Origin of the sequence: Chitinophaga eiseniae (genome assembly GCF_900167135.1) — a bacterium.
GTDB classification, from domain to species: Bacteria; Bacteroidota; Bacteroidia; order Chitinophagales; family Chitinophagaceae; genus Chitinophaga; species Chitinophaga eiseniae.
This window is the reverse complement of record NZ_FUWZ01000003.1, coordinates 977,857-1,001,393: the sequence shown is the minus strand read 5'-3', so window position 1 is coordinate 1,001,393 and position 23,537 is coordinate 977,857. Positions and strand designations below refer to the sequence as shown.

Here is a 23,537-nt window from a genome sequence, read left to right as displayed (position 1 = left end):
TAGCGGACCTACCTTTGTGTTATCAAAAACAAAAACAATTTTTATTTATGACATCCCGTAAAAAAATAGCACTGGTCACCGGCGGCAGCCGCGGGCTGGGTAGAAATATGGCACTGCGCATCGCTGAAAAAGGTATCGACGTGGTGATTACTTACCACAGCCGGAAGGAAGAAGCCGATGCAGTAGTAGCAGCCATTGACGAGAAGGGTGGTAAAGCAGCAGCGCTTCAGCTGGACGCCGGCAATATCAAAAGTTTCCCTGATTTTTTTCAACGGTTAAAAGCTTTGCTGGCAGACACTTTCCAGGCAGATCATTTTGATTTTTTGGTCAATAACGCTGGTACCGCGTTGTATAAACCGTTTGCAGAAACGACGGAAGAAGAGTTTGACACCGTGCTGAACGTACACTACAAAGGCGTGTTTTTCCTGACGCAGCAGGCGCTGGCTTTGCTGAACGACGGCGGTCGTATTGTTAATATCTCTTCTGGCCTGGCGCGTTTTTCTTATCCCGGCAGTTCCGCTTACGGTTCTATGAAAGGAGCGATAGATACGCTGACCCGCTATCTGGCCAAAGAGCTGGGGCCTCGTCGTATAGGCGCCAACGTTGTAGCGCCCGGCGCCATCGAAACGGACTTCGGTAATGGTCATGTAAGAGACAATGCTGCGGTTAACAAGAGCATTGCAGACGCTACCGCGCTGGGCCGGGTGGGCCTGCCGGAAGATATCGGCAGTGTGGTGGCGTTCCTGTTGACCGAAGAAGGACGGTGGATCAACGGGCAGCGGATAGAGGTGTCCGGGGGGATACATTTGTGATCCGGATGTAGTGGCAGTAATCAACTTCGCCTGTAGGTGTAAGTAGTAAGGTAGATGAATAAACGGAACAGCCATGGACACGATGCCATGGCTGTTTTTATTTTTTGATTTCCCTGTGATTTTTTCGCTGCTCGTGCGAATAATAATATATAGGACAAGATCAGGCTGCCAGCCGGTGGTTTTCCTGTATTCATCCGGGATTGCCGCTCAGCATGGCCCCCACATTGTAGCCCAGAGCTTCAGCCCAGGGCACATGGGAAATCATGCCATTATTTTTTCCAATGAACTGTGGCTGATTTCGTATCTGCGGAGTTGGTACCAATGCGGATAATGAATTCGCCCGGTTCCCAGATGTATTGCAGGCTGCTGTTGTAGAACTTCAGGTTCTCCGGGGAGATGTTGAAGCTCACTTCCTTGCTTTCGCCGGGTTGGAGCGATATTTTACGGAACCCGATGAGGTCCTGTACGGAGCGGGTAACGGAGGCTACCGGGTCGGTAAGGTAGAGTTGTACTACTTCTTCGCCGGCATATTTGCCGGTATTGGTCACGGTCACGCTGGCGGTAATGGTTTCATTGCCGGTGGGGTTTGGTTTGCTCACTTTCACGTCGCTGTAGGCGAAGGTGGTATAACTGAGGCCATAGCCGAAGGGATACAGCGGTGTGTTGGGCACATCGAGGTAATCGGATTTGAATTTCTGAAAAGCGGTTCCTTCCAGGGGGCGGCCGGTATGTTTATGATTATAGAAAACGGGTATCTGTCCGACGTTGCGGGGGAAGCTGGCCGTGATTTTCCCGGAAGGGTTATAGCGGCCGAACAGCACATCGGCGATGGCGTTGCCTGCTTCGGTGCCGGCGAACCAGGTATCGAGGATGGCGGTCACATGGGTGTTTTCCCAGGTGATGGTCATCGGGCGGCCGTTCATGAGTACCAGTACAACAGGCTTGCCGGTTTTAACGAGTGCTTTGAGCAGTACCTGTTGACTTTCGGGGATGTCGAGGGTGCTGCGGCTGGCGCTTTCGCCGCTCATCTCTGAAGCTTCGCCCAGTACGGCCACTACCACGTCGGCTTTGTTGGCGGCGTCGAGGGCTTCCTGCAGCATGGCTTCAGGGGTACGGCTGTCTATTTCAGCGCGGGGGCCGAAGACATTCACATTTTTGGCGAGGGTGGTATCGTCGGTAAGGTTGGCGCCTTTGGCATAGAACACTTTCACGTCGTCACCGGCTACGTTGCGGATACCTTCACGAACGGTAACGGCCTGTTGCAGGTCACCGGATACAGCCCAGGTGCCCAGCATATTGTTTTTGCTGTCGGCCAGCGGGCCTACGAGGGCGATGGTGCCTTTACCGGAGAGGGGCAGCGTTTGCCGGTCGTTTTTCAGCAGCACGAAGGAACGGGCGGCTATTTCGCGGGCTGCGGCCCTGTTGGCGGGCGTCAGGATGTCTTTGGCCGCACGGTCTTCCCGGATATAACGGTAAGGATCATCGAACAGGCCCATCTTGTATTTGGTCTCCAGTACACGGCGGCAGGCGTTGTTGATGTCTTGCAGGGTGACTTTCCCTTCCTGCAGCGATTTCTTCAGGGTGGTCAGGAAGCCTTCGCCTACCATGTCCATATCCAGTCCGGCTTTGAGTGCCAGTGCGGATACGGCTTGCAGATCGCCGAGGCCGTGGGCGGTCATTTCGTTTACGGCGGTATAGTCGCTTACGACCAGCCCTTTAAAGCCCCACTGTTGGCGGAGCAGGTCGGTGAGCAGCCACTTGTTGCCCGTAGCAGGCACGGCATCCACATCGTTGAACGAAGTCATGATGCTGCCAACGCCGGCGTCGATAGCGGCTTTATAGGGTGGGAGATAGTATTGGAACATTTTGATGCGGCTCATGTCCACCGAGTTGTAGTCGCGGCCGCCTTCAGCGGCGCCGTAGAGCGCGAAATGTTTGACACAGGCCATCAGGGTGGTGCCCTGTGAGTAGTCTTTGCCCTGGTAGCCTCTCACCATTGCCTCGGCAATGCGGGAGCCCAGGTAAGGGTCTTCCCCGGAGCCTTCTGCAATGCGGCCCCAGCGCGGATCGCGGGAGATGTCCACCATAGGAGAGTAAGCCCAGGAGAGGCCATCGGCTGTGCCTTCCAGTGCGGCGATGCGGGCGCTGCGTTCAATCAGTCCCATATCCCAGGAGGCGGAAAGGCCCAGTGGGATAGGGAAGATGGTTTTGTGACCATGAATAATGTCCAGCCCGAAGATAAGCGGGATGTGCAGGCGGGAGTTTTTAACGGCGATGTCCTGTATTTTGCGGATCTTCTCCGGGCCGGTAATCCCGAAAAGGCCGCCTACATTACCTTTACGGATATTATCGTCTACCCCCCGGCTCACTACCGAACCGGTAACGGTACCGCCTCCCGGCACCACCAGGTTTAGCTGGCCGATTTTTTCTTCCAACGTCATCTTGCCCATCAGGTTACTGATAAAGGCGTTCATTTTAGCATCCTGTGCATGTGTTTCCGTGGCAACTACCAGTAGTAGTCCGATTAGTAGCTTCTTCATCTCGTGTATTTTAGGGCCCGCAGGCGGGGTGTATCAGGGTATCCGGTAAGATACAAAGGCAAGCCGCCGGCCGTCAGGCGACCACGAAGGTACATTGATTGTGCCTTGTCCCCCAAAGAAAACCGGGGTAAGGTCGCGGACGGTCTGGCTAACGATGTCGAGCAAACGAAGCTGCACGTTCCTGCCGAAAGGATGCTCCTGCTGCTGGTCCTCCGTAAAACTGAGGAATACGACCTGGTTCCCGTTGGGAGAAGGGTGAGGGAACCAGTTGGCGTAGCGGTCGTCGGTCAGCTGCTCGGGGTCGCTGCCATCGGCCTTCATACGCCAGATCTGCATCCGGCCGGTGCGGTAGGAGTTGAAATATATATATTGCCCGTCAGGAGAATAGTCCGGACCATCATCCAGCCCTTTCTCACGGGTAAGCCGTTTTTCAGGACCGCCGTCAGCCGGAATGGTATAGATGTCAAAATCGCCGTTACGTTGTCCTGCAAAGGCCAGCGTTTTACCATCCGGACTCCAGCCATGCCAGTAGGAAGGGGATTGGCCGGTGAGCTGCCGCAGCGGGCCTCCCTCGGCGGAAGCGGTGTAAATATGGGAGCTGCCATCCCCGGCACTGATAGCCAGCTGTGAACCGTCAGGAGAGAAGCCATGGTCGTTGTTGGCCGGTAAGGAGCTGTCAAACGGCAGCTCGTCCGTTATCCGGTCACTTAACCAGTACCGGTACAACCGGCCTTGTTTGTTGTAGAGCAGGTAACGGCCGTCTTTAGACCAGTTGGGGGATTCCAGCAGGCCCGCTGTTGAATAGACTACCGTCCGTTTACCGGTCCTGATGTCGATGGTTTCGAGGTAGCTCTGCACACCCGCAGGCGCCTGGGCATGGCTATGCCCGTTACAAAAAAGAGCTTGCAGGAAAAATAAAATGACACTCGTCAGGTTACGTGTAATCATACGTTCATATGCGTTGTATACCGACAGGATGTTGATGGCGGGACAGATGGTCTGCAGGAAAAGGGCTTTACTATCGGATGGTTGTCCCTGTACGTTGCGTATCCTGAAAGGTAAAAAGTCTTTTTGATATGAGCAGGGAAAATTGGTCGCCTGGGGTTGATGCCGGCGGAAAAAGCGGATGGTTGATTCCGCCTCTTCTCCCGTACCGGCAGGTATCAGTAAATAGGGATCAAAGGAATGCACTGCAAACAATAATAGTTGATAGCGTGGTAAGGCAGTTCATGACACCTGAAGTGTATATAATCGATAAATCTAACGGGTTAGTAGCAGCAGTTCAGGCATTTCCTGAACTTTCCTCTTGTTCTTCTTCAGGTTCCCATTCAATATTGTCCACTGCTTCATCAGAGAGATTGTTGTCTTCAAAATCATCTTCCTCCAGCACAGGATCGTTATCCTCAACGTTTTCATCTTCCTCTTCCAGCGGGTTGCCCCGGGGGGGGATGGCTGTCGGCACAGGTACCCTGTGCGATGCCGCACTTGGTAGAAATGACGGACGTTTCCGCCGGATGGTGGATGTAGGTGCTGGAAATAACATAAGCGTGATTTTTTAAGAAAAAGGAGCCCAAATACTGCGCCATGACACCAGCCGGCACAGAAAGGCTGTTAAGTAGTGGATATGCGGAAACACTTACTCATCCAATAGGGGAAACAGGGAACAGAATGGGAGATATTTTGCAGCATGTATCCGGTTAAATGCCCGTTCAATGGCTGTACCCGTAAAAAAACTGTATCTTTGCGCGCATTTTTTATTGAACGAATCATGAAACTGGAAGAACAATTACAGCAAAGAAGCGGCAACAAATGTGAGTTGTGCGGCTCAACAGACAAACTCAACATGCATGATGTGGCACCCCGTTCCGGCGACGGTCCGGACAGCACCGTGCTGATCTGCGATACCTGCCGTGCCCAGATAGACCGCAAGGCCGAGCTGGACAGCAAGCACTGGAGCTGCCTTACCACTGCTATGTGGAGTGAGGTGCCGGGCATCCAGGTACTGGCCTGGCGTATGCTGCACCGGCTGAAGAAAGAAAGCTGGGCCATGGAAAGCCTCGATATGCTTTACCTGGACGAGGAAACATTGGCTTGGGCGCAGGCTACCGGCGATCATGACAACGACGACGCTGTAGAGCTTCACCGTGACTGTAACGGCAACGTGTTGCAGAACGGCGACAGCGTAACGCTGATCAAATCCCTCGATGTAAAAGGTTCTACCCTGAATGCTAAAATGGGCACGGTGGTAAAAAATATCCGCCTCGTGGACGACAACAAAGAGCAGATTGAAGGCAAGATAGAAGGCCAGCTGATCGTGATTCTGACCAAATACGTGAGAAAACAAAACTAGGCTATCGCGGCATACTGATGGCTTCCATGAATTGTTTCAGATAAGCGTCGCCAATAGGTACACAGTGCGGGCCTGTAAAAATGCGTTGTTTTTCGATGCTGTCGATTTTATCCAGCGAGATGATAAACGATTTGTGTACCCGTATAAAACGGAACGGCGCCAGTAGCTCTTCGAAACTGCGCAGGTTCTGTAAAGTGAGGATCTTTTGTTTGACCGTCTGGATGGCCACATAGTTGCGGAGCGCTTCTACAAACAGGATGTCTTTAACGTCTACCCGTACAATCCTTTTGTCGGTACGGACAAAAATATAATCGGTGCCGGCCGGCTGTGAAACGGTGACCGTGCTGCGGGCCAGTACCCGTTGCACAGCCCTGGCAAACCGCTCAAAAGAAACGGGTTTCAGCAGATAGTCTATCGCTTCCCGGTCAAAACCTTCCACCGCATATTCATCATAAGCAGACACCAGTACTACCTGTACCCCCGGGGGCGCCAGCTGCATCAGTTCCAGGCCGCTGAGCTCCTGCATCTGTATGTCCAGGAAGATAAGGTCTGTTTTCTCCTGTTTCACAAAGGCCAGCGCCTCTATAGGGTCATGAAATACCTTTACCAGCTGCAGGTCCGGTGTTTTGTGAATAAACGATACCAATACCTGCGCTGCCAGTGGTTCATCATCTACCACGATGCACTTTATGCCCATATCCTTTACCAATTGATCACTAAGTTACTGAAATATTCCGCTCCGGTGTCCCGGATGTCCAGCTGATGCCGGTCCGGATAGAGGAGCTGCAGCCGCTTCCGGACGTTGTCCAGCCCGATGCCGCCAGTCTTGTCACGCTGCTGGCCAGACACATAGTTATGTACGCTGAACAGCAGCCGCTGCTCGTTGCACGACAACGTTATCGTGACCGGTTTTCCCGGGCGGTTGCTGACACCATGTTTGAACGCGTTCTCTACAAAAGGCACCAGCAGCAGCGGCGCTATATTTTTCTCCGGCAATAGGTCCGGTATGTGGAAAATAATGCCTTCATGAAAACCTGTACGCAGTCTTTGTAACGTCACAAAATCCTGCAGGTAGCTGATCTCATCACGGATAGGCGCCCGGTACGCGATATCGGAAGGCTGGTCTACCATATAGCCCAGCAAATGTGTGAGCGTTTTATTGGCTTTTACCACCTCCGGAGACCCCATCAGTGCGAGCGAATAAATGCTGTTCAGACTGTTGATCAGAAAATGAGAGTTGAGTTGCATCTTCAGAAACCCGGATTCGGCTTGCATCTGCTGCTGTTGCAGCAGCGCTCTTTTCTTTTCTTCCTGCAGCCATACCCGGAACAGGCAAAAGGAAAAAGCGGCTACCACGATAACGATATTGTTCCAAAGGCCGTTGATAAAATATTCTGCTAACGTGGTATAAACTTCTACTTTTTGATGGTTGATGATCTGGTGTCCTCTGGATAAGATATCTTTAGCAAAGAAGAGCTGAATAAAGCTATATTTCAGAAGGGTGAACGCCGGCAGAACTATCAGCAGCAGCCCGGCCAGCCATGGGCTGCGGCGTTTCTCCAGCACAGGTCGGGCTATCCGGCGATAGCAGCCGTAAAACAGCAGAAAATTAAGAAATCCCAGTGCGACACTGTTGATATGCACCAGCCGGAGTGTTTTCTCATTAAACCGGATGAGCGTCATCAGGTTGCTGCTGTATACCAGCACCAACCAGCCGGCCAGCATCCACAAAAAGTCCCGAAAAGAACGAAATACATCAGACATGATCGGGATACAGTTTAAATTGATAATGTTGTTCCTGCACACTGAGGGTGATCATATCCTGTCTTACCTGCACCCGGATGGCTACCGGTGTGCCGTTGGCTGGCAACTGCTGAAGGGCGGTTTCGGTGGTCTGCTGGAGCAGCAGCGCGGCCAGCGTGCCCTGTTGCGTATCTCCGGTGACAGACAGCTCGAGTGGCTGCTCGTGGTGACACAGGTTGCGCAGTTCCACATATCTTTCAAAATTGAGCATTTCTTTTGGAAGGCCGACGGTCTCTTTTTCCAGCGCTTTATCATACAGCATGTAACGCAACAGGTCCGACAGCAGCAGGATCGCTTTTACGCCCTCCTGATCGCGTTTGCGCTCATCTTCGAGGATGGGGGTGAGCTGTTGCAGGTTTTGCAACAATAACCGTGAGTTTTCCTGCATCCGTATATAACGTGCCCGTGCCGCTTCTGCGGCGGATGCCAGCAAACGGTCCTGTGGCCCCGTTTGCTGGCGCTGCAACAGCAGCCGGTAGCTGTACGCTAGTAATGCTACGCCCAGTCCCGTTTTGGTGGCCATCAGGAAATAATTCGGGAAACTAAAGTAAAGGTGCGGCTTCCCCATCATAGAATACATCCTGAGCAGGACCTGATCAGGGAATATACAACCTATCGCATATTTTATCAACGCAAAGCCTGCTACCGCCAATATACTCCGCACGATCACCCGTCTGTACTGCCGTTGCTGCACGGGCGCTGGTAACCACACAAACACCAGGAGGAAGAACAATTGAAAGTTGATAAACCCATAGAGAACATCTTGCACCAGCACCCTTTTCAGCCCCACGGCTGAATGGAAATTAAGCTTAAGCGAAGGATAGGCATACAGCAGCACCAATGCCATCCACACCATCAGGTGCGTAAAGTAACGGTATGGTTTATTGTTTCGCATCAGTTGAACAGACGGTTGAAGATAGTACATGCACCTTGGTTTTCTGCATCCGGAAGCGCATATTTTTTTCATACCTGTAATGCGCCTGTTCGTCCTTTTAAAAGAACGGGTGATACCCGCTAAATACTTATTGCAGGCGCAAAAGTAGCTGATAGGTGTTAAAGATGTTCATCCCCGGAAAGGGGCGGGTCGTACATTTACGGTTCCGGTACGTCCATTATCCGCAGAAAAAAATAACATGATCCCTATTTTGGCAACACAATGTTCGGGGACAGTAACCAACCATCATCATCAACCAACCACTTGTATGAGAAAGCCAGTTTTATTTATCCTTTTATGCATGTCCGGTTTGTCCGCCTATGCACAACAGGTATTGAAAGGGACGGTAAAAGACGCCACCACCCGGCAGCCTGTTCCGGGAGCCACCGTCAAAGTGGTGGGGGCCGCTACCGGCGCCACCACCAATGAAAAAGGCGAATTCGAATTAAATGTGCCGGCCAATGCACAGTTAGAGATCACTTCCATCGGTTTTGAAAACGTAATGATAGCGGCCAGCCTGATTAAAACAACACCCATCTTCATGAAGATGAAAGCTATTTCACTGACAGATGCCGTCGTAGTGGGTTATGGTACACAATCCAAATCCAGCGTGACCAATTCTATTGCTTCGGTGAAAGCCAGCGAGCTGACAGCCGAAAAAAACATTGTCAGCGATTTCGGAAAAGCCTTGCAGGGGCGCGTACCAGGAGTGTATATCGCTTCCCGGGAAGGTACGCCCGGTAACGCTTCCAGCATTGTGATCCGTGGCGCCCAGTCAGTCAGCGCAGTGGCTACCAACCCACTCATCGTCATCGACGGGCTGATAGTTGATGGCAATACCATCTCTATTAACAGCATCAATCCGCAGGATATCGAGTCCATCGAAGTGCTGAAAGATGCCGCTTCCGCCGCCATCTACGGCGCCAGAGGCTCTACCGGGGTGATCATCATTACCACTAAAAAAGGAAAAAAACACAGCAAACCTTCCCTCAATGTAAACATGTATACCGGTGTTAATAACGTGCCGTTCAAACGCCGCATGATGAACACTGCGGAGTACGCCTCCGCCTTTAACGATTCCCGGAGCAACCGTATTGGTGATATTGAGGCTATACTAGCCAATCCGGGAACCACGCCGGCCAACCGCCTCAAACAACTGCAGGATGAAAAGAAGATCCTGCAGGGACAGATAAACGGCCTGAAAATGGGCGACCGCAGCATCGACTGGCTGGACCGTATCAAGCATAAAAATGCACCGGTCAACAACCTGCAGGCCAGCATGAGCGGCGGCGGCGAGAAAAACAGTTATTATATGTCCCTCGGCCGCTATGCGGAAGTAGCCTCCATGGGCGTCGGCAGGTTTGAACGGTACACCGGCCGCCTCGATGTGACCCAGCAGGTAAACCACTGGCTCAAAGTAAACGGTAACATTAACCTGACACAGTCGGTGAACAAAGACGTATCCAACCCGATATCCGCAGCTTTTGTCGTGCGGCCGGACACGCCGGATGAACTGGTCTATCAACCCAACGGCAGGTTTGGCTACTATGCCGGCCTGCAAAACAATCCGCTGGGCGTTATGAAGGATAACAACAACAAAAACAAAGTCAATATCTACCTGGGTAGCCTGTCGGCAGATCTGCAATTACTGAAAGAGTTATCCTTCCGCTCTTCTTTCAACGCTACCAAGTACAATGGCCTGAACAGCAGTTTCCTGTTGCCTGTCGGCTACATCGCTTATAATACCGGCGGTTTGTATAAAATGCAGGGCACCGATAACTTCTCCTATAACTTCGATAACTACTTCACTTACAATAAACGTCTCCGCAAACTGGGCATCAACGGAACGTTAGGATATACTTACTATAACAATGAGCTGAACAGCTTTGGCTATGAGTTGAACGGTTTCCCGCAAATAGACAATGTCACTGGCGGTGCAGCCGCAGCGGGTTACGGCTCCACCAGCATGATCGGCAGTCTCAATGTGAATAACCGGGAGATTTCTGATGCGTGGTTTCTGCGCACCGGTTTCGACTGGGACGGTAAGTATATGCTGAACGCCTCTCTGCGCCGCGATGGCTCTTCCAAGCTGATGAAAGATAACCGCTACAGCTGGTTCCCCTCCATCTCTGCCGGCTGGGACCTGTCCCGCGAAGTTTTCATGGCAGACCAGCGTGCTGTCAGCCAGTTGAAAATACGCGCCAGCTATGGTATCAGTGGCAATATGCGCCCATTGGGTTATTTCGATGCCCGCAACCTCCTGAAGGCAACATCTTATATGGGTGGGCAGGCATTGATCCTGAATACCGTCATCGGCAACCCGGATATCCGCTGGGAGCGCACCAAACAAATGGATGCCGGTGTAGACCTGGCACTATTCGGCAATCGCGTTACCCTGACGGCAGACTACTATAACAAAACTACCGACGGACTGATGAGCAATACCGATGTTTCCTGGATATTCGGTGCCGCCAGTATGCCGGATAACATCGGCAGTATCCGCAACTACGGCGTAGACCTGCAACTGACGGTTAACAGCCGCGCAGGAACAAATATTGGCTGGAAGGTGAGCACCAATATGAATATCAACCGGAATGAAATCCTCTCCATGAAAGACTCCACCGCTCCCTTCGGTGCGCTGGTATTCGGCGGACCGCAGTCCCGCTCCAAAGTTGGGCAATCGGTGGGTTCCGTGATGGTGTTTGAATCACAGGGTGTAGATCCTCAGACCGGTGATATGATCTATACCGACCGCAACAAAGACGGCCGTTGGGACGCGAACGACTATGTGTCTATACCCATTGCTTTACCAAAGTTCGCCGGTGGCACTTCAGTCACCCTGTCGTATAAACGTCTGACGCTGGATGCCCTGTTTACCTACGTGGTGGGCAATAAGGTATATGACTTTTACGAGCAGACGCTGCGCAACTACAACCTCGATTATAGCAGCGTGATGCCTAACAAATTCAGTAACCTGGCAGACCGATGGCGCAAGCCCGGTGATGTGACGGATATTCCCCGGGCGATTACAGGTGTGCATGGCGTAGGCCAGACGGCGGACTGGAACAGCAAGCCATCTACCCAGTTCATTACCGACGCTTCGTACCTGCGTTTGCGTAATGTCTCGTTGGCTTATGTGCTTCCTGTCAGGGTATTGCAAAAAGCAAAGATCAACCAGGTACGCATTTACGGATCTATGGAAAACCTGCTGACCATCACTCCCTACAAGGGCTTTGACCCGGAAGCAGTGGCCAACACCGGTATCGTTTCCACCAACCTGCCGAACCCGCGTTCCGCTGTCATCGGTATTGACCTGACCTTTTAATTATTGCGCTCATGAAAAAGAAACATATATTTCATATAGCCGTTGCCGGTACTTTATTGTTCGCGGCGTGCAGCAAAAACCTGGACGATGTGCAACCCAATACACAGGTGACCTTTGACCAGATCACCCGTGCCAACCTGCCACTGGTCATAAATGGCGCCAGGCTGGCACTCACCAACAACGCGCTGTACCGGCTATTCGCTTTGCAGGATGTTATGGGAGATGACTTCCAGTCTGTTACCAATCTGACTTACGAAGGGAACAACGTTCCGTCTACTGACAATACGCTTACCGCTGCCTATAAGCAACCATATCAATGCATTGCCAACGTGAATATGGCCATCGGCTTCGGGGAACAGCAGCCTGAAGGCGACAGCCTGATCGCTTCCAACCTCGGTGAGGCTTATCTCCTACGGGCCTACGCTTATATGTTGCTGACAGAAATGTTTGGCGATGTGGTCATCATCAGAGGAGGGGAGAACCCCAAGAGCCATCCGGTGCGCAATGCCGTCAGTGAAGTAAGGCTGCTGATGGAGACAGATCTGAAGGCCGCCGCAGTAAAACTGCCGGACTATAACGGGAAGTCGCTGAATGGTTCCCGGCAGGCAGCACAACTGCTGCTGGCAAGACTGTACCTCAACCAGGGCCGTCATGACGATGCCCTGGCGATGGCCAATGCGGTAATCAGTTCCAGGCGGTTGACTCTCGGGTCTAACTTCGGCGATATCTTCCAATCCGGTACCAGTAGTACCGAAGCGTTATATCGTATCAATGAGACATCCAACGGCGGAAGTACTACATATGGCCTGGGACAGATCTTCGGCCCGGGTAAGTATGGCGACGCTCCCAGAGCGGGCAGCGGCAACACCTGGGTAGACAGTATGCTGCTGAAAACCTATGATGCCAGCGACGTACGCCGCTCTTTTTTCCTGAAGAACAAAGGCGGTATCATCCTGGACTCCGTGTATTTCGTGACCAAATTCCCGGAAGAAGCCACGCCTTCCTATCCCATCTGCCGCTACGCCGAAGCTTTCCTGATCGTGGCAGAGGCCAATGCGCGCAAGGGCGTGGTTGATGTAACTACGTATAACCAGCTGCGTGCCGCCAGAAACGCTTCGTTGCGTAGTAACGGGGACTTTGCCAATGCCGCTGCTTTCCTCGCGGAGATAGAGATGGAACGCCGCCGGGAGTTTGTAGGTGAAAGGCTGCGCTGGAGCGATATGCAGCGGTTCGGTAAAATGAATGCCTGGCTGCAGTCATTCGGTCAACCTGCCTCGCATGTGCTGTTGCCCATTCCCAGCCGCGAGTTCGCACTTAATCCCAATCTGACTCAAAATGCTGACTATAGTAAATAACATAAACTTTAAACAACACTAATTATGAGAAAAGCAGGAAGAACGGGTGTTCTGCTGGCCATGCTGGCCGCACCGGCTGGGCTGTTTGCGCAGGTGAACAAACCGGTGAAGTCCATCACTGTAAAAGGTACCGTTGAATTCACTGATCCGAAAGCGGAAGTGCAGAAAGTGTGGCTTTCCAAAGATAATTTTTCCGGTAAACCGGTCTTGGTGGATTCCACCGTGGTAGGTAAAGACAATACGTTTACTTTTCACATCAAACAGGACCATCAGGGAGTTTATATCATTAACGCCCTGAACTGGGACCGTGCTACCCTCTGGAGCGATGCGGATGCAAAAGTAGCGATGAGAGGCTATGATACAGCAAGGTACAAAGTGAAGATACCTCACTATAACTATGTGGAGGGATCTTACGACAACAACTTCATCAATATGGTGGCGCTCAACGGTGAACTGAATTATCGCCGGATGATCGACGAGTACAACATGGAGTACTACGCCAAAAAGGCGACCGATACTACCTGGATCGCCTATATGAAAAATACCAAAAAGTACAATCCCATGCGCGACGACTATAAGATACGGGAGGATGTGCTCATCCGTTCTTTCATCGACCGTCCGGTACTGGTATACGCGCTGCGCGGCATGGCCGGCACTGAAAATACGGCACAATACGAGAAAGCCATGAAGATGCTGGAAACCCTGATAGCCCGCTATCCATGGCTGACAGAAGCACAGAAACTGAAACAAACGATTCTGACCAACAGGGCACAGGCCATGAAGCTGAAAACCGGTCAACCCATGCCTTCCGTTAAATATCCAAGTGCGCAGGGTACCACGGAAGGACTGGAAAAATACAAAGGTAAATACCTGTTGGTGGACTTCTGGGCCAGCTGGTGCGGTCCCTGCCGTCAGGCCATCCCAAAAGTAAAAGAACTGTACAGCGCTTACAAAGATAAAGGTTTTGAAGTGGTAAGCATCTCCATCGATACCGATCAGAAAGCCTGGAAAAAAGCGATGACCGAAGAAGCGATGCCATGGGAACAGCTGCTGAGCGATAATAAAGACAAAACCATGGAACAGTTCCAGTTCTCCGGCATTCCCACTATGTACCTGATCGACAGGGAAGGCAAAATTCTCGAGCGCTTCACGGGTTACTCTGAAGAGGCAGAAGCTAAAGTGAAGGATATTATTGCGAAAGGTACCGTGGCAGAACCGAAGAAAACCGCGGCGATGCCGATGATGGGCTTCTAAAACCAATATACCAACCATGAAAAAAACAATCCTGACGATCGCCGGCAGTTTACTGCTGGCGGTCGTTTCAAACGCCCAGGAAAAGGGTTTTAAGATCACCGCCAATATCAAAGGGCAAGGTGATTACCGGTTAACGATTTCCCGGCTGGCAGATGGTAAACGTATCATGGATACCGCAATCGCCCACAATGGCGATACCTTTGTGTATACCGGTCGTGTAGACGAACCCGTTATCGGCACGTTGTCTTCCGCGCACCCGGCTGCCCGTTATGAGTTTGTGAAGGGCGGGATGTTCATGCCCGCTCCGAATCTGGACTTTGTCATCACCAACCGGGAGATCACCATCACCGCAGATGCTACCGAACTGTTTAAAGGAACAATTGCCGGTGGCCGCGAGAACCAGGAGCTGAACAAACTGCATCAGGCAGAAGCACCTTTGATCGCGCAGGAGTGGGAGATCAGGAAAAAGCGGTTTAAAAAAGAAGACAGTGTGGCGAGAAATATAACGATGGCGGAACAGAAAGCGGTAAAGGACAAACTATTGGACATCCGGAAGCAGTTTATTGTCAAACATCCGGGTTCTTTTGTGAGCATCATGTTACTGAGCCGGCTGAACGGCGATTACGATATGGCGGCTTATGAGCAGGCATACAATAAACTGTCAGGTACCTATAAGAATACCTATCTCGCCAAGTATATCGCTTCCCGTATTTCCGGTGCGAAGGCCACTGAAATAGGCGCAAAGGCGATTGGGTTTACCAAGATGGATAATCACGGACAGCCGTTTACATTAGCTTCGCTGAAAGGTAAATATGTGTTGCTCGATTTCTGGGGCAGCTGGTGTGGCCCGTGCCGTGCGAGTCACCCGCATCTGAAAGAGATCTATTCGAAATACAAAGACAAGGGATTTGAAATAGTGGGCGTCGCAGAGGAAAAGTCGGATGACCTGGAGGCTGCTAAAAAAAGCTGGCTCGGCGCCATCCAGTCAGATGGCATGAGCTGGATACAGGTACTCAACAACTACAATAAAAAGGACGCGGATATGGTCATGGCTTATGGCATTGACGGTTTTCCTACCAAGATACTACTCGATAAGGATGGTAAGGTGCTGTTCAAAATTGTCGGCAACGGCGGTGATGAACTGGACCAGAAACTTAAATCGGTGTTTGGTTTGTAATCGTAACGGCCCTGCAGCTCGGCTGCGGGGCTTTTTATTCTTTTTGTTTTTCTTCCATATGATGTTCATACCCCTTCACATTTACTAAGAACACCAGCAGGATAATAATGATCACCACGAGGAGAATATAGGCGATCATAAATGGAAAATTGTAGATGCTGAGGGGCATTAGATTGGGCTCTTTTTGTCCTGGCCGGGAGAAAGGTGCATCATCTGCCTGTGGCGCTTTTCCAGCCTCTTCTTTTACATAGGCAAGAATATCACGGATCATCTCATCGGACAGGTCAGGGTGGTCCGGCATGGCCACCTGGTTATTGGCATTATAAACGGCCAGGGCTTCTTTATCGCCGGCTTTTACCATACTTTGCGACGCTTTCACAAAATTAATGATCCACGCTTCGCTGTGGCGCTCATCCACCCCGGCGAGCGCGGGGCCGGTCAGTTTCTTGTTCACGTTATGACAGGAGGCGCAGCGCGCCTGGAACAATTTTTTGCCTTCTGCGGGATCTGCTGCTTTTGAAGAAAAGCAGTAGCAAAGCAATAGGAATGTAAGGACCAGTTTACCGTTCATGTTGCAGTTTTTTGATGTCCGCGATCAGCTGTCCGGTAGCGGTTGCGGACGTGCCCTGGTAATAACCTCTGATATGTTGCTGCCGGTCGAGTAAGACAATATTTTCGCTATGAATGAAATCGTCCGGGCCACCGTCTCCGTCAGTAGCGGTGATATAAAGACCTTTGCGGGCGAAGCGGTAAAGCGATGGTTTATCGCCGGTGAGCAGTTCCCAGCCCTGTGCCGGTAAAGACAGCCGTTGGCCATAGCGCAGGAGGGCAGCACTGCTGTCGCGCACCGGATCTACTGTCAGTGATACGAAGCAGATACCTGTATCATTGCGGAAAGCGGCGTGTACCCGTTGCAGTTGTTGCATCATGGCGGGGCATATGGCCGGGCAGGAGGTGAAGAAGTAGTGCGCAATCGTGATATGCTGTTGCAATCGTGTGTTCGTTACCGTAGTGCCATACTGATTGATGAAAGCGAATGCCGGCAGGCGCGCGGCGTCATGCGGACCGCTAACGACGGTGTTGTTGGCGCCGTAGAAGGGCAGCGGCGCGTAGCGGTCTTCTGTCCACCGCACGAGGCTGTACGCCAGCAGCGGAAGGCATATCAGCGTGATGACGGCTGCCTGCCAGGAATATAATATGTGCCATAAGCGGATGCGCATGTCATGGTTTTTTAGTGACAATAGGCGTAGGGTCTGTAGGCAGGTACGGTGGGGCCTTTTTACCCGTATTGTTTAGCGCATCGGAGATGGCGGGCAGGTAGGCCATGAAGATGATGAACCCCATTACCACCAGCCATGGCCGGAAGGTGTCGAACAGGGGAATTCTTTTTTCTTCGTGCAGGCTTTCGCTGACGGGGAAGTCGATCATCGGCGCCGCACTCCGCTTACGGAGGAAAGTGCCGAAGAATACGATAAAGTACAGAAACCCTGCGGCAAACATAATACCGCCGCCCGCCAGCCCTAGCATGCTGGAGATCACCCAGTAGGAATGGTACAGTTCACTGGCAGGATTAAGATAAGTCAGCCCCATATTGGTCCGTCGTGGTTCTCCCATCAATCCGCCCCACATCAGTCCCGTTGAGAAAATCAGTACTCCTACGGTCCATAGATACGGAATAATGGTATTAATAGCCGGCAGGTATATCTTTTTACCGGTGAGCTGCGATACCAGGAAAATCGACATGCCCAGGATGGCCAGGAATACCGGGCCGGCTACGGTGAGATGAAAATGTCCGGGTATAAAGGAAGTATTGTGTACGGTGTTGTTGAGTGAATAGGAGGCGTTCACCAGGCCGGTCAGTCCACCGAAGATGAACAGGATCAGGCCGTTGATCAGGTAGCCGAAGAGGAACACATCTTTCCGGAAGAACGGCAGCTTCCATATCCAGGAGTACAGGCCTCTGCCACCTCGCAGCCAGGCGGCATGTTCCAGCGATGCGGCAATGGTGAAAGCGGTGATAAAGCTGGGGATAGCCACGGCGAAAGTGAGCAGCGACTGGGTGAGCTTGACGCCCCTGCCGATGGAAGGTTCTCCGAATTGATGGTGTACGCCGATAGGAATGGAGAACAGCAGAAAGAGAAAAAAGGCGATACGTCCTGCCGTGCCGGAATAGAGCTTGCCGCCGGCCAGTTTGGGCAACATGGTATAAAACATGATATAGGCGGGTAACAGCCAGAAATACACCAGTGCGTGGCCGAAGAACCAGAAAAGGGTGCGTGCCAGCATCACGTTGATGCCGGTGGTCCAGCCGAGGCTCCAGGGCACCAGCAGTACCAGTACTTCATAGGCTACGGCCAGCGTGCAAACGAACCATATTGTGAAGTTGACCAGTGTGCCGATCACTGCCAGCGGGGTGTTTTCTTCCTTGTGTTCACGTTTCCAGCGTACGTATATGACGGACCAGTCCCAGTAGGCCACCCAGGAGCCGACGATGAGCATGGCGGTGCCGATATAAAAAGCCGGATGCGCTTTTAATGGCGGGTAAAATGTATATAAGACAGATGCTTTGCCCGACAGCATGGCGGCAGCGGCCATCAATGTGCCGGTCACCATCAGCAGGAGTGACAGCAGGGAGGCTTTGCGGCCCGGTTCCCGCTTCAGGAAAAAGGCGATGGTGGCATGGCCGAAGGCCACGGCAAAAAAGGTGGTGAGCACAATGGCATTGATGACCCCGTGCAGCGTAAGGCCCTGATAGTAGTCCAGTTTAGCCACCGAGGCCTGGTGGATCACCCCTGCGCGGTAGATCACCTGCATCAGCCCGTGATAAATACCAATGGTGAGTAATAGTACCGGTACAAACAATTCAATGAGGATGATGTTCTTAAGGTATCTGCTTACATTCATTGCGACTTATTTTTTGGGATAGTTGACAATTATTTCCGCCTGCATGTTCTGGTGGCCGGTGCCGCAGAATTCATGACAGACTACTTTGTATACGCCGGGCTGGTCGAAGCGGACGGTGGTTTTAGATACGCCGCCGGGAACGCCCATCAGGTTTACGTTTTTGTTGTAGATGTCGAAGCCATGCACCACATCCTGTGAGGTGAGGAAAAGGTCGACTTCACTGCCTACCGGTATGTAGGTAATGGCCGGCTCAAAGCTCCACATGCGCGCAACATAAAAAATCTGGTAGGTGGATTTGTCGATCTGGTTGACCCTCGCTGTTTCGTACGATTTGTCGTAGGGCAGGCATTCGGTGACATCTGCTTTCCTGGCGCCCATCGCATAGAACAGCGAAAAGATAAAGAGGGCGGATAACAGCAATGCCACAATAATGACGTTTCGTTCATATTTGTCGATCATGAGGAAAACTGTTTATATCCTGGAAAGCATGAGGAAATAGATACCGAACCATATTATCAGCCCCAATACGATCAACAGCGCAAAGAAAGCAATGGCGCCGCGGGGGACAAATTTTTCCGGGTTGTTGGATGCTTGCATAGAACAGGATTTAATAGCGATCTCTCTGTATTACAAACAAGCGCAGGAAATGTTTGATTGGGGAGCCGGAAAGGCTGGAAAAATCATTTTTCAGGGGCTTTGTATATCCGTTTCCCGGGGCTTCAGCCCCGGGAAACGGATATACGTTATTTCAGGAAGCCGGGTTGCCGGTAAGCCGGGTCGGGATATTTGTAAAAGCCCTCACCGGTAGCTGTACCGAGTTTGTTTTTATCGATGAAGTTCTCCTTGAGGAAAGCAGCGGCTTTTATTTTTTCCGGGTCTTTTGTCTTTTCGGCGGCCATGTTGGTGATGTTATAGGCGGTGGTGATACCTACTACGTCCAGGATGCCGAATGGCCCCAGTGGTGCGCCGGTGGCTACCATCCATGTTTTATCGATGGTTTCCACATCGGCCACGCCCCTTACGAGCAAGGTGGTGGCTGCGTCCAGCAGCGGCACCAGCAGGGAATTGACAATATAGCCTGGTTGTTCTTTGTGTAGGGGCAGCGCTACCATGCCAATGGATTTCGCAAAGGCCACTACGGTATCGAAAATGGCTTTGTCCGTTCCGGGATGGCCCATGATCTCCGCGGTGTTGTGTTTCCAGATTTCATTGGCGAAGTGGAGTGACAGGAAACGCGCTGGTCTTCCGGTGGCTGCTGCGAATTGACTGGGCAGCAGGGTGGAAGAGTTGGTGGCGAAGATCGTCTGCGGATCGGCCACGGCAGCCAGTTTTTGGTAGAAATCCGTTTTGATGGCCGGGTTTTCCGGGATAGCTTCTATCAGCAGATCGGCGCCTTTTACAGCGGCGGCCAGATCAGTGAAGTAACGGATACGGTCCAACGCTGCATCGGTAGCTGCTTTTTCCAGGCCGAGATCGCGCTGATAGACGGATGCCAATTGCTGCAGGTGGGTTTGGGCTTTTTCGAGTACGGCGTCGCTGATATCGTATACATTGACCTGGTACTGATGTACGGCGGTCTGAAAGGCGATCTGTGCGCCTAGTACGCCGCTGCCGGCTACGGTGACTGTTTTTATATTCATATTTTCAGGATTGGTCTGGTGATGAAATCCGGTTAACGGTAAGCGGTGTGTACAGCCTTCGCCAGTACATCGGGGCGTCGGTTGTAGGGCGTTACAGGCGCTACTTCCCTGTCAATATTGAGCAGTGTATATACGGCGGTGCGGGCTGCCCTGACGGAATATTCTTCTGTAAACACCATATCCTGCGGAATCTCCACAAACTGGCTGATCATGGCAAGGTTGGTGGAGCCTTTTGGCACTACCGGCGGGCGATCAGCTTTGGCATGTGGCTGAAACAGCGCATCAATATAGGGCATCATCACCGGGATAACATTCACGACGCTTTCTTTGATCTCGTTTTCATGTTGTTCAAAGTGCAGTTGGTGTATGAGTTCCGTGAGGATTTCTTCGCCGGTGCAGTCTATCATCCGTTTCCGGACAAAGTCACCGGTTTTGTCGGGATAGAGGCCGTATCCCCAAAAGATGGTGGTATCGTCGCCCTGCGCTTTAAAATGAGGCTGTGCGGCCACTACGATAGACATGCGCCAGGAAGAGTCGCGGAAGGTCATGAGCGCGCCGCTGCCGGGTTTGTTGCCGGAGAAGGCTTCTATGAGTTTCAGCATGGTGTTGCCCAGGAAAGTTGCGGTAAAGGAATACCATTTTGTTTCATCGGGTTTGCCGAAGAATGGGTCCGGATTGCCAAGGCGTGGTTTTTTGAGCGCGATTTTTTTCCAGAGCGCGAAAGAAGGCGGATTGTCCGGTAGGTAGCGCGCTGGTGTTTTGTAATCGCCATTGTTGGAATTATCGGTGATACAACCGTTGGTGAAGAAGCAGAGGTCGCCTTCCTGCAGGGCGATACTGCCTGTTTTTCCGTCGGCATCCTGATATTGTATAGCCGTTACCGTGATACCGTCGCCGTTTTTGAAAACGAGATCGGTTACCGTTCTTTTCAGGGAATAGTCTACCCCGAACTTGTCGAGATGTTTTTTGATAGGCAGGATCACGGATTCATATTGATTATAAGGAGTCCTGGTGACGCCTTCGAGTGTGTCTATCCGGGAAAATTCAAGGATCATGCGGTTCATGTATCTCCTGAATTCAAAGAGGCTGGACCACTCCTGCCATGCGAACGTTGTCTGCCACATGTACCAGAAATTGGTGGTGAAGAAGTGGTCGCCGAACCATTCCCGGATGGTCATATGGTCCAGTTCATTTTCGTCGGTGAAAAAGAGCTTGAGCATCTTCATACGGTCGTCGTGGTCAAAGCCCATAGTGTGTACATCGAGGATCTTACCGTATTTGTCGATCAGCCGCGCCCGTGCATGGGTGGGGTTGGCGTGGTCGAAGGCCAGTATTTCGTCTTTTACGGAGATATTGGGGACTTCGAGGGAAGGGATGCGGCTGGTGAGCTCCCAGAAGTTCTCGTACGTTTCTTCGTTGAGCATTCTGCCGCCGCGGCATACGAAGCCTTCCTGTTTGGCGCCGCCGCCGTCGTTGCTGCCGCCGAGGACCGGCAGCGCTTCAATGATATGAATATTTCCTCCCTTGAAACCAGCATCTTCAATCAGGTAAACAGCTGCTGCCAGTGAAGCGAGGCCTCCGCCTACAAACCAGGCGTGTTTATTGCTATCGTGCATAATCAATCAATTTTTAAGCGGTTTAACGGAGTGTGTGAAGAATTAACAACCGGTGGGTTGTTTTGTTGTGTTAAATGTGCGGGATAACTGCGGTCGTGTACAGCGAGTACATTTTCCAGCCAAGCGTTTCATACAGCGCTTTACCGGCGGGGGTGGCCACGAGTATGCCTTTCCTGATGCCGCGCGAGACGGCTTCACTGGTGAGAGCAGCCATGACGGCACTTCCCAGTCCACGGCGCTGATGCGCCGGTGTGGTGACGATGCGGTCGTAAATAATATAGTCGTCAACGATAGCCAGGCGGCCGCTGGCTGCCACTTCACCGTCTGGAGCGTGTATGGTGGCAACAATACCGGCGTTGGTGGCATCAACAGTCAGTATATATCCTTTGGGCAACGGTAAACGGAAGGGATGGGCCGGAAGGGTGCGGGTCATCATGAATCCGGGCGTCTGTATGACCCAGCGGGGTGGAAGTACAGGCCTTACCAACGATGCCGGTGCACATACTTTCAGGAAAACGGCAGGTTGAACGATCGTATTGGCGAAGTGAAATAAACCGGGACCGATGGCCGGAAAAACGTACCGAGCCTGCTGGTCGGGCCATCCTACATCTACCCGGAGACCGCCACGGTCAGCTATCGGAAGAGGGAGTTCCCGCGCCAGTGACCACCCTTTCAGCCAGGTTTCCACTACCTGAGGGTCTGCCTGCGCATATGTTTCGTCTGTTGTCATAAGGCATCCTAAAGGTAATCATTTGCGATCGCTTTTGTTTACTTTTGCAGGATGAACTACATAGATTGTGTTGGCCTGATTGTCGTTGAAAACAGGAAACTACTGCTGGCTTTCAGTAAAAACAAAGAGGCCTGGTACCTGCCTGGCGGGAAAGTGGATGCCGGCGAAACAGCGTTGCAGGCTATGCAGCGGGAGATAAAAGAGGAACTGAACATGGACCTCGCGGAAGAAAGTCTGCAGTGGTATTATCATATCACGGCGCCTGCCTTCGGCGAAAAAAACCTGCTGATGCGGCAGGATTGTTTCCGGCACCGGTTGCTGCAAACACCACAGCCTTCTGCGGAAATAGGCGCCATACGCTTTTTCAGCCTCGATACTTACCGGAAGGAACCACACCAGGTGCACGGTGTATTACTGGCATTTGAAAAACTGCAACAGGACGGCCTGGTGGATTAATCGCTCCTTAATACTGACACCATGCAGCGCATGTACGATTTTCTCCGTCAGCAGGTCAATATCTCCGAAGAGGACTGGCGCATTTTTTCTGCTTGCTTCGAGCCGAAAACCTATCCGGCAAAAACTTTCTATTTGCAGGCAGGGGAAACGGAGAACTATCTCACCTTCGTCGACAGCGGCGTGGTACGCTTTTACGTGGAAAACGCCAACGGCGATGAAACCACTGTCGGCTTTGGTTTTGACGGCTGGTTTATGTGCGTGTACAGTTCGTTTTATACCCGTGAGCCTTCTCGCTATTACGGTGAAACCATTACAGAGACCCGGTTGTGGCGCATTCATCATGACGACCTCCGGCGGATGTACGACCAGCTGCGGATCGTAGACCGGATAGGCCGGCTGGCGACGGAACAGATGTTGCTGCTCAAATCCGCCAGGGAGCTGTCGCTGCTGACCAAGACGGCGGAAGAGCGTTACCTGGACCTGCTCCGCCTGGCGCCGCAATTGTTCCGCTATGTACCCCTTAAACACCTGGCCTCCTATATCGGTATCACCCCTCAGGCACTCAGCCGTATCCGTAAACGAATTTCTTAACCCAGGTTCATCCACCCCGGGAGCTTTACCCGCTACCTTTGCTGAAAACT

The 23,537-nt window shown here is 51.9% G+C and carries 22 protein-coding genes; 8 read left to right on the top strand and 14 right to left on the bottom strand.

Annotation, left to right across the window (positions count from 1 at the left end; all coding sequences use genetic code 11):
- The first annotated feature begins 47 nt into the window (after positions 1–47).
- A complete protein-coding gene (locus tag B5D63_RS23200; RefSeq protein WP_078671215.1) occupies positions 48–812 on the top strand; it encodes an SDR family NAD(P)-dependent oxidoreductase in 765 nt (254 codons plus the stop codon).
- 269 nt (positions 813–1,081) lie between these two features.
- Here the strand turns inward: B5D63_RS23200 and bglX are convergent, their stop codons facing one another.
- From bglX to B5D63_RS23185, 3 genes are all read right to left on the bottom strand, one after another.
- The gene (gene bglX, locus B5D63_RS23195; RefSeq protein WP_078671214.1) at positions 1,082–3,352 is read right to left on the bottom strand and encodes a beta-glucosidase BglX; all 2,271 of its coding nucleotides are present in this window, start codon (positions 3,350–3,352) and stop codon (positions 1,082–1,084) included.
- A 33-nt stretch (positions 3,353–3,385) separates the two neighbouring features.
- Positions 3,386–4,552 carry a TolB family protein gene (locus B5D63_RS23190; protein ID WP_200817073.1) on the bottom strand — a complete coding sequence of 389 codons (1,167 nt, stop codon included), beginning with the start codon at positions 4,550–4,552 and terminating at the stop codon, positions 3,386–3,388.
- Between the two features lie 82 nt (positions 4,553–4,634).
- The gene (locus B5D63_RS23185; protein ID WP_078671213.1) at positions 4,635–4,895 is read right to left on the bottom strand and encodes a hypothetical protein; all 261 of its coding nucleotides are present in this window, start codon (positions 4,893–4,895) and stop codon (positions 4,635–4,637) included.
- A gap of 198 nt (positions 4,896–5,093) precedes the next feature.
- Here B5D63_RS23185 and B5D63_RS23180 point away from each other — a divergent pair, with 198 nt between their 5' ends.
- On the top strand, positions 5,094–5,702 hold the full coding sequence (locus tag B5D63_RS23180; protein WP_235021614.1) for a PhnA domain-containing protein: 609 nt from the start codon (positions 5,094–5,096) through the stop codon (positions 5,700–5,702).
- Between the two features lies 1 nt (position 5,703).
- On the opposite strand, the gene B5D63_RS23175 is transcribed toward B5D63_RS23180, so the two are convergent.
- From B5D63_RS23175 to B5D63_RS23165, 3 genes are read right to left on the bottom strand one after another with little or no spacing between them, the layout of a single operon-like run.
- Positions 5,704–6,399 carry a LytR/AlgR family response regulator transcription factor gene (locus tag B5D63_RS23175; RefSeq protein ID WP_143313046.1) on the bottom strand — a complete coding sequence of 232 codons (696 nt, stop codon included), beginning with the start codon at positions 6,397–6,399 and terminating at the stop codon, positions 5,704–5,706.
- A 5-nt stretch (positions 6,400–6,404) separates the two neighbouring features.
- Positions 6,405–7,466 carry a sensor histidine kinase gene (locus tag B5D63_RS23170; RefSeq protein WP_078671211.1) on the bottom strand — a complete coding sequence of 354 codons (1,062 nt, stop codon included), beginning with the start codon at positions 7,464–7,466 and terminating at the stop codon, positions 6,405–6,407.
- Positions 7,459–8,430, bottom strand: coding sequence for a LytS family sensor histidine kinase (locus B5D63_RS23165; RefSeq protein WP_078671210.1), 972 nt, complete (start codon positions 8,428–8,430; stop codon positions 7,459–7,461). Before B5D63_RS23165 ends, B5D63_RS23170 begins: the two co-directional genes overlap by 8 nt.
- Before the next feature lie 277 nt (positions 8,431–8,707).
- Here B5D63_RS23165 and B5D63_RS23160 point away from each other — a divergent pair, with 277 nt between their 5' ends.
- Genes B5D63_RS23160 through B5D63_RS23145 form a run of 4 tightly spaced genes read left to right on the top strand, consistent with a single transcriptional unit; the run spans position 8,708 to position 15,550 of the window.
- Positions 8,708–11,764, top strand: a complete 3,057-nt coding sequence (locus tag B5D63_RS23160) for a SusC/RagA family TonB-linked outer membrane protein (protein ID WP_159456124.1) — start codon at positions 8,708–8,710, stop codon at positions 11,762–11,764.
- 11 nt (positions 11,765–11,775) lie between these two features.
- Entirely contained in the window at positions 11,776–13,119 is a 1,344-nt protein-coding gene (locus B5D63_RS23155; protein WP_078671208.1) for a RagB/SusD family nutrient uptake outer membrane protein, read from the top strand.
- 24 nt (positions 13,120–13,143) lie between these two features.
- Complete coding sequence (locus tag B5D63_RS23150; protein WP_078671207.1) at positions 13,144–14,373, top strand: TlpA family protein disulfide reductase; 1,230 nt, start codon at positions 13,144–13,146, stop codon at positions 14,371–14,373.
- 16 nt (positions 14,374–14,389) lie between these two features.
- Positions 14,390–15,550, top strand: coding sequence for a TlpA disulfide reductase family protein (locus tag B5D63_RS23145; RefSeq protein WP_078671206.1), 1,161 nt, complete (start codon positions 14,390–14,392; stop codon positions 15,548–15,550).
- Between the two features lie 34 nt (positions 15,551–15,584).
- On the opposite strand, the gene B5D63_RS23140 is transcribed toward B5D63_RS23145, so the two are convergent.
- From B5D63_RS23140 to B5D63_RS23110, 8 genes are all read right to left on the bottom strand, one after another.
- A complete protein-coding gene (locus tag B5D63_RS23140) occupies positions 15,585–16,121 on the bottom strand; it encodes a c-type cytochrome (protein ID WP_078671205.1) in 537 nt (178 codons plus the stop codon).
- Positions 16,111–16,770, bottom strand: coding sequence for an SCO family protein (locus B5D63_RS23135; RefSeq protein WP_078671204.1), 660 nt, complete (start codon positions 16,768–16,770; stop codon positions 16,111–16,113). The genes B5D63_RS23140 and B5D63_RS23135 overlap by 11 nt, the downstream gene beginning before the upstream one ends.
- Position 16,771: 1 nt before the next feature.
- Positions 16,772–18,454, bottom strand: coding sequence for a cbb3-type cytochrome c oxidase subunit I (locus tag B5D63_RS23130; protein WP_078671203.1), 1,683 nt, complete (start codon positions 18,452–18,454; stop codon positions 16,772–16,774).
- Between the two features lie 6 nt (positions 18,455–18,460).
- On the bottom strand, positions 18,461–18,913 hold the full coding sequence (locus tag B5D63_RS23125; protein WP_078671202.1) for a cupredoxin domain-containing protein: 453 nt from the start codon (positions 18,911–18,913) through the stop codon (positions 18,461–18,463).
- 12 nt (positions 18,914–18,925) lie between these two features.
- On the bottom strand, positions 18,926–19,051 hold the full coding sequence (locus B5D63_RS34740; protein WP_143313045.1) for a cytochrome c oxidase subunit 2A: 126 nt from the start codon (positions 19,049–19,051) through the stop codon (positions 18,926–18,928).
- Between the two features lie 146 nt (positions 19,052–19,197).
- A complete protein-coding gene (locus B5D63_RS23120; RefSeq protein ID WP_078671201.1) occupies positions 19,198–20,094 on the bottom strand; it encodes a 3-hydroxyacyl-CoA dehydrogenase in 897 nt (298 codons plus the stop codon).
- Positions 20,095–20,126: 32 nt separating this feature from the next.
- Positions 20,127–21,710: an oleate hydratase gene (locus B5D63_RS23115; protein WP_078671200.1), complete on the bottom strand. Its 1,584-nt coding sequence runs from the start codon at positions 21,708–21,710 to the stop codon at positions 20,127–20,129.
- A 70-nt stretch (positions 21,711–21,780) separates the two neighbouring features.
- Positions 21,781–22,440: a GNAT family N-acetyltransferase gene (locus B5D63_RS23110; protein ID WP_078671199.1), complete on the bottom strand. Its 660-nt coding sequence runs from the start codon at positions 22,438–22,440 to the stop codon at positions 21,781–21,783.
- A gap of 51 nt (positions 22,441–22,491) precedes the next feature.
- Between B5D63_RS23110 and B5D63_RS23105 the strand changes: the two genes are divergently transcribed.
- Both B5D63_RS23105 and B5D63_RS23100 read left to right on the top strand, forming a co-directional pair.
- Positions 22,492–22,896: an NUDIX hydrolase gene (locus tag B5D63_RS23105; protein ID WP_078671198.1), complete on the top strand. Its 405-nt coding sequence runs from the start codon at positions 22,492–22,494 to the stop codon at positions 22,894–22,896.
- Positions 22,897–22,917: 21 nt separating this feature from the next.
- Positions 22,918–23,487, top strand: a complete 570-nt coding sequence (locus B5D63_RS23100; RefSeq protein ID WP_078671197.1) for a Crp/Fnr family transcriptional regulator — start codon at positions 22,918–22,920, stop codon at positions 23,485–23,487.
- The last annotated feature ends 50 nt before the right edge of the window (positions 23,488–23,537 follow it).

Coding starts and splice junctions, on each gene's coding strand:
- B5D63_RS23200 (WP_078671215.1), top strand. CDS start 48: ATGACATCCCGTAAAAAAATAGCACTGGTCACCGGCGGCAGCCGCGGG.
- bglX (WP_078671214.1), bottom strand. CDS start 3,352: ATGAAGAAGCTACTAATCGGACTACTACTGGTAGTTGCCACGGAAACA.
- B5D63_RS23185 (WP_078671213.1), bottom strand. CDS start 4,895: ATGTTATTTCCAGCACCTACATCCACCATCCGGCGGAAACGTCCGTCA.
- B5D63_RS23175 (WP_143313046.1), bottom strand. CDS start 6,399: ATGGGCATAAAGTGCATCGTGGTAGATGATGAACCACTGGCAGCGCAG.
- B5D63_RS23170 (WP_078671211.1), bottom strand. CDS start 7,466: ATGTCTGATGTATTTCGTTCTTTTCGGGACTTTTTGTGGATGCTGGCC.
- B5D63_RS23165 (WP_078671210.1), bottom strand. CDS start 8,430: ATGTACTATCTTCAACCGTCTGTTCAACTGATGCGAAACAATAAACCA.
- B5D63_RS23160 (WP_159456124.1), top strand. CDS start 8,708: ATGAGAAAGCCAGTTTTATTTATCCTTTTATGCATGTCCGGTTTGTCC.
- B5D63_RS23155 (WP_078671208.1), top strand. CDS start 11,776: ATGAAAAAGAAACATATATTTCATATAGCCGTTGCCGGTACTTTATTG.
- B5D63_RS23150 (WP_078671207.1), top strand. CDS start 13,144: ATGAGAAAAGCAGGAAGAACGGGTGTTCTGCTGGCCATGCTGGCCGCA.
- B5D63_RS23145 (WP_078671206.1), top strand. CDS start 14,390: ATGAAAAAAACAATCCTGACGATCGCCGGCAGTTTACTGCTGGCGGTC.
- B5D63_RS23140 (WP_078671205.1), bottom strand. CDS start 16,121: ATGAACGGTAAACTGGTCCTTACATTCCTATTGCTTTGCTACTGCTTT.
- B5D63_RS23135 (WP_078671204.1), bottom strand. CDS start 16,770: ATGCGCATCCGCTTATGGCACATATTATATTCCTGGCAGGCAGCCGTC.
- B5D63_RS23130 (WP_078671203.1), bottom strand. CDS start 18,454: ATGAATGTAAGCAGATACCTTAAGAACATCATCCTCATTGAATTGTTT.
- B5D63_RS23125 (WP_078671202.1), bottom strand. CDS start 18,913: ATGATCGACAAATATGAACGAAACGTCATTATTGTGGCATTGCTGTTA.
- B5D63_RS34740 (WP_143313045.1), bottom strand. CDS start 19,051: ATGCAAGCATCCAACAACCCGGAAAAATTTGTCCCCCGCGGCGCCATT.
- B5D63_RS23120 (WP_078671201.1), bottom strand. CDS start 20,094: ATGAATATAAAAACAGTCACCGTAGCCGGCAGCGGCGTACTAGGCGCA.
- B5D63_RS23115 (WP_078671200.1), bottom strand. CDS start 21,710: ATGCACGATAGCAATAAACACGCCTGGTTTGTAGGCGGAGGCCTCGCT.
- B5D63_RS23110 (WP_078671199.1), bottom strand. CDS start 22,440: ATGACAACAGACGAAACATATGCGCAGGCAGACCCTCAGGTAGTGGAA.
- B5D63_RS23105 (WP_078671198.1), top strand. CDS start 22,492: ATGAACTACATAGATTGTGTTGGCCTGATTGTCGTTGAAAACAGGAAA.
- B5D63_RS23100 (WP_078671197.1), top strand. CDS start 22,918: ATGCAGCGCATGTACGATTTTCTCCGTCAGCAGGTCAATATCTCCGAA.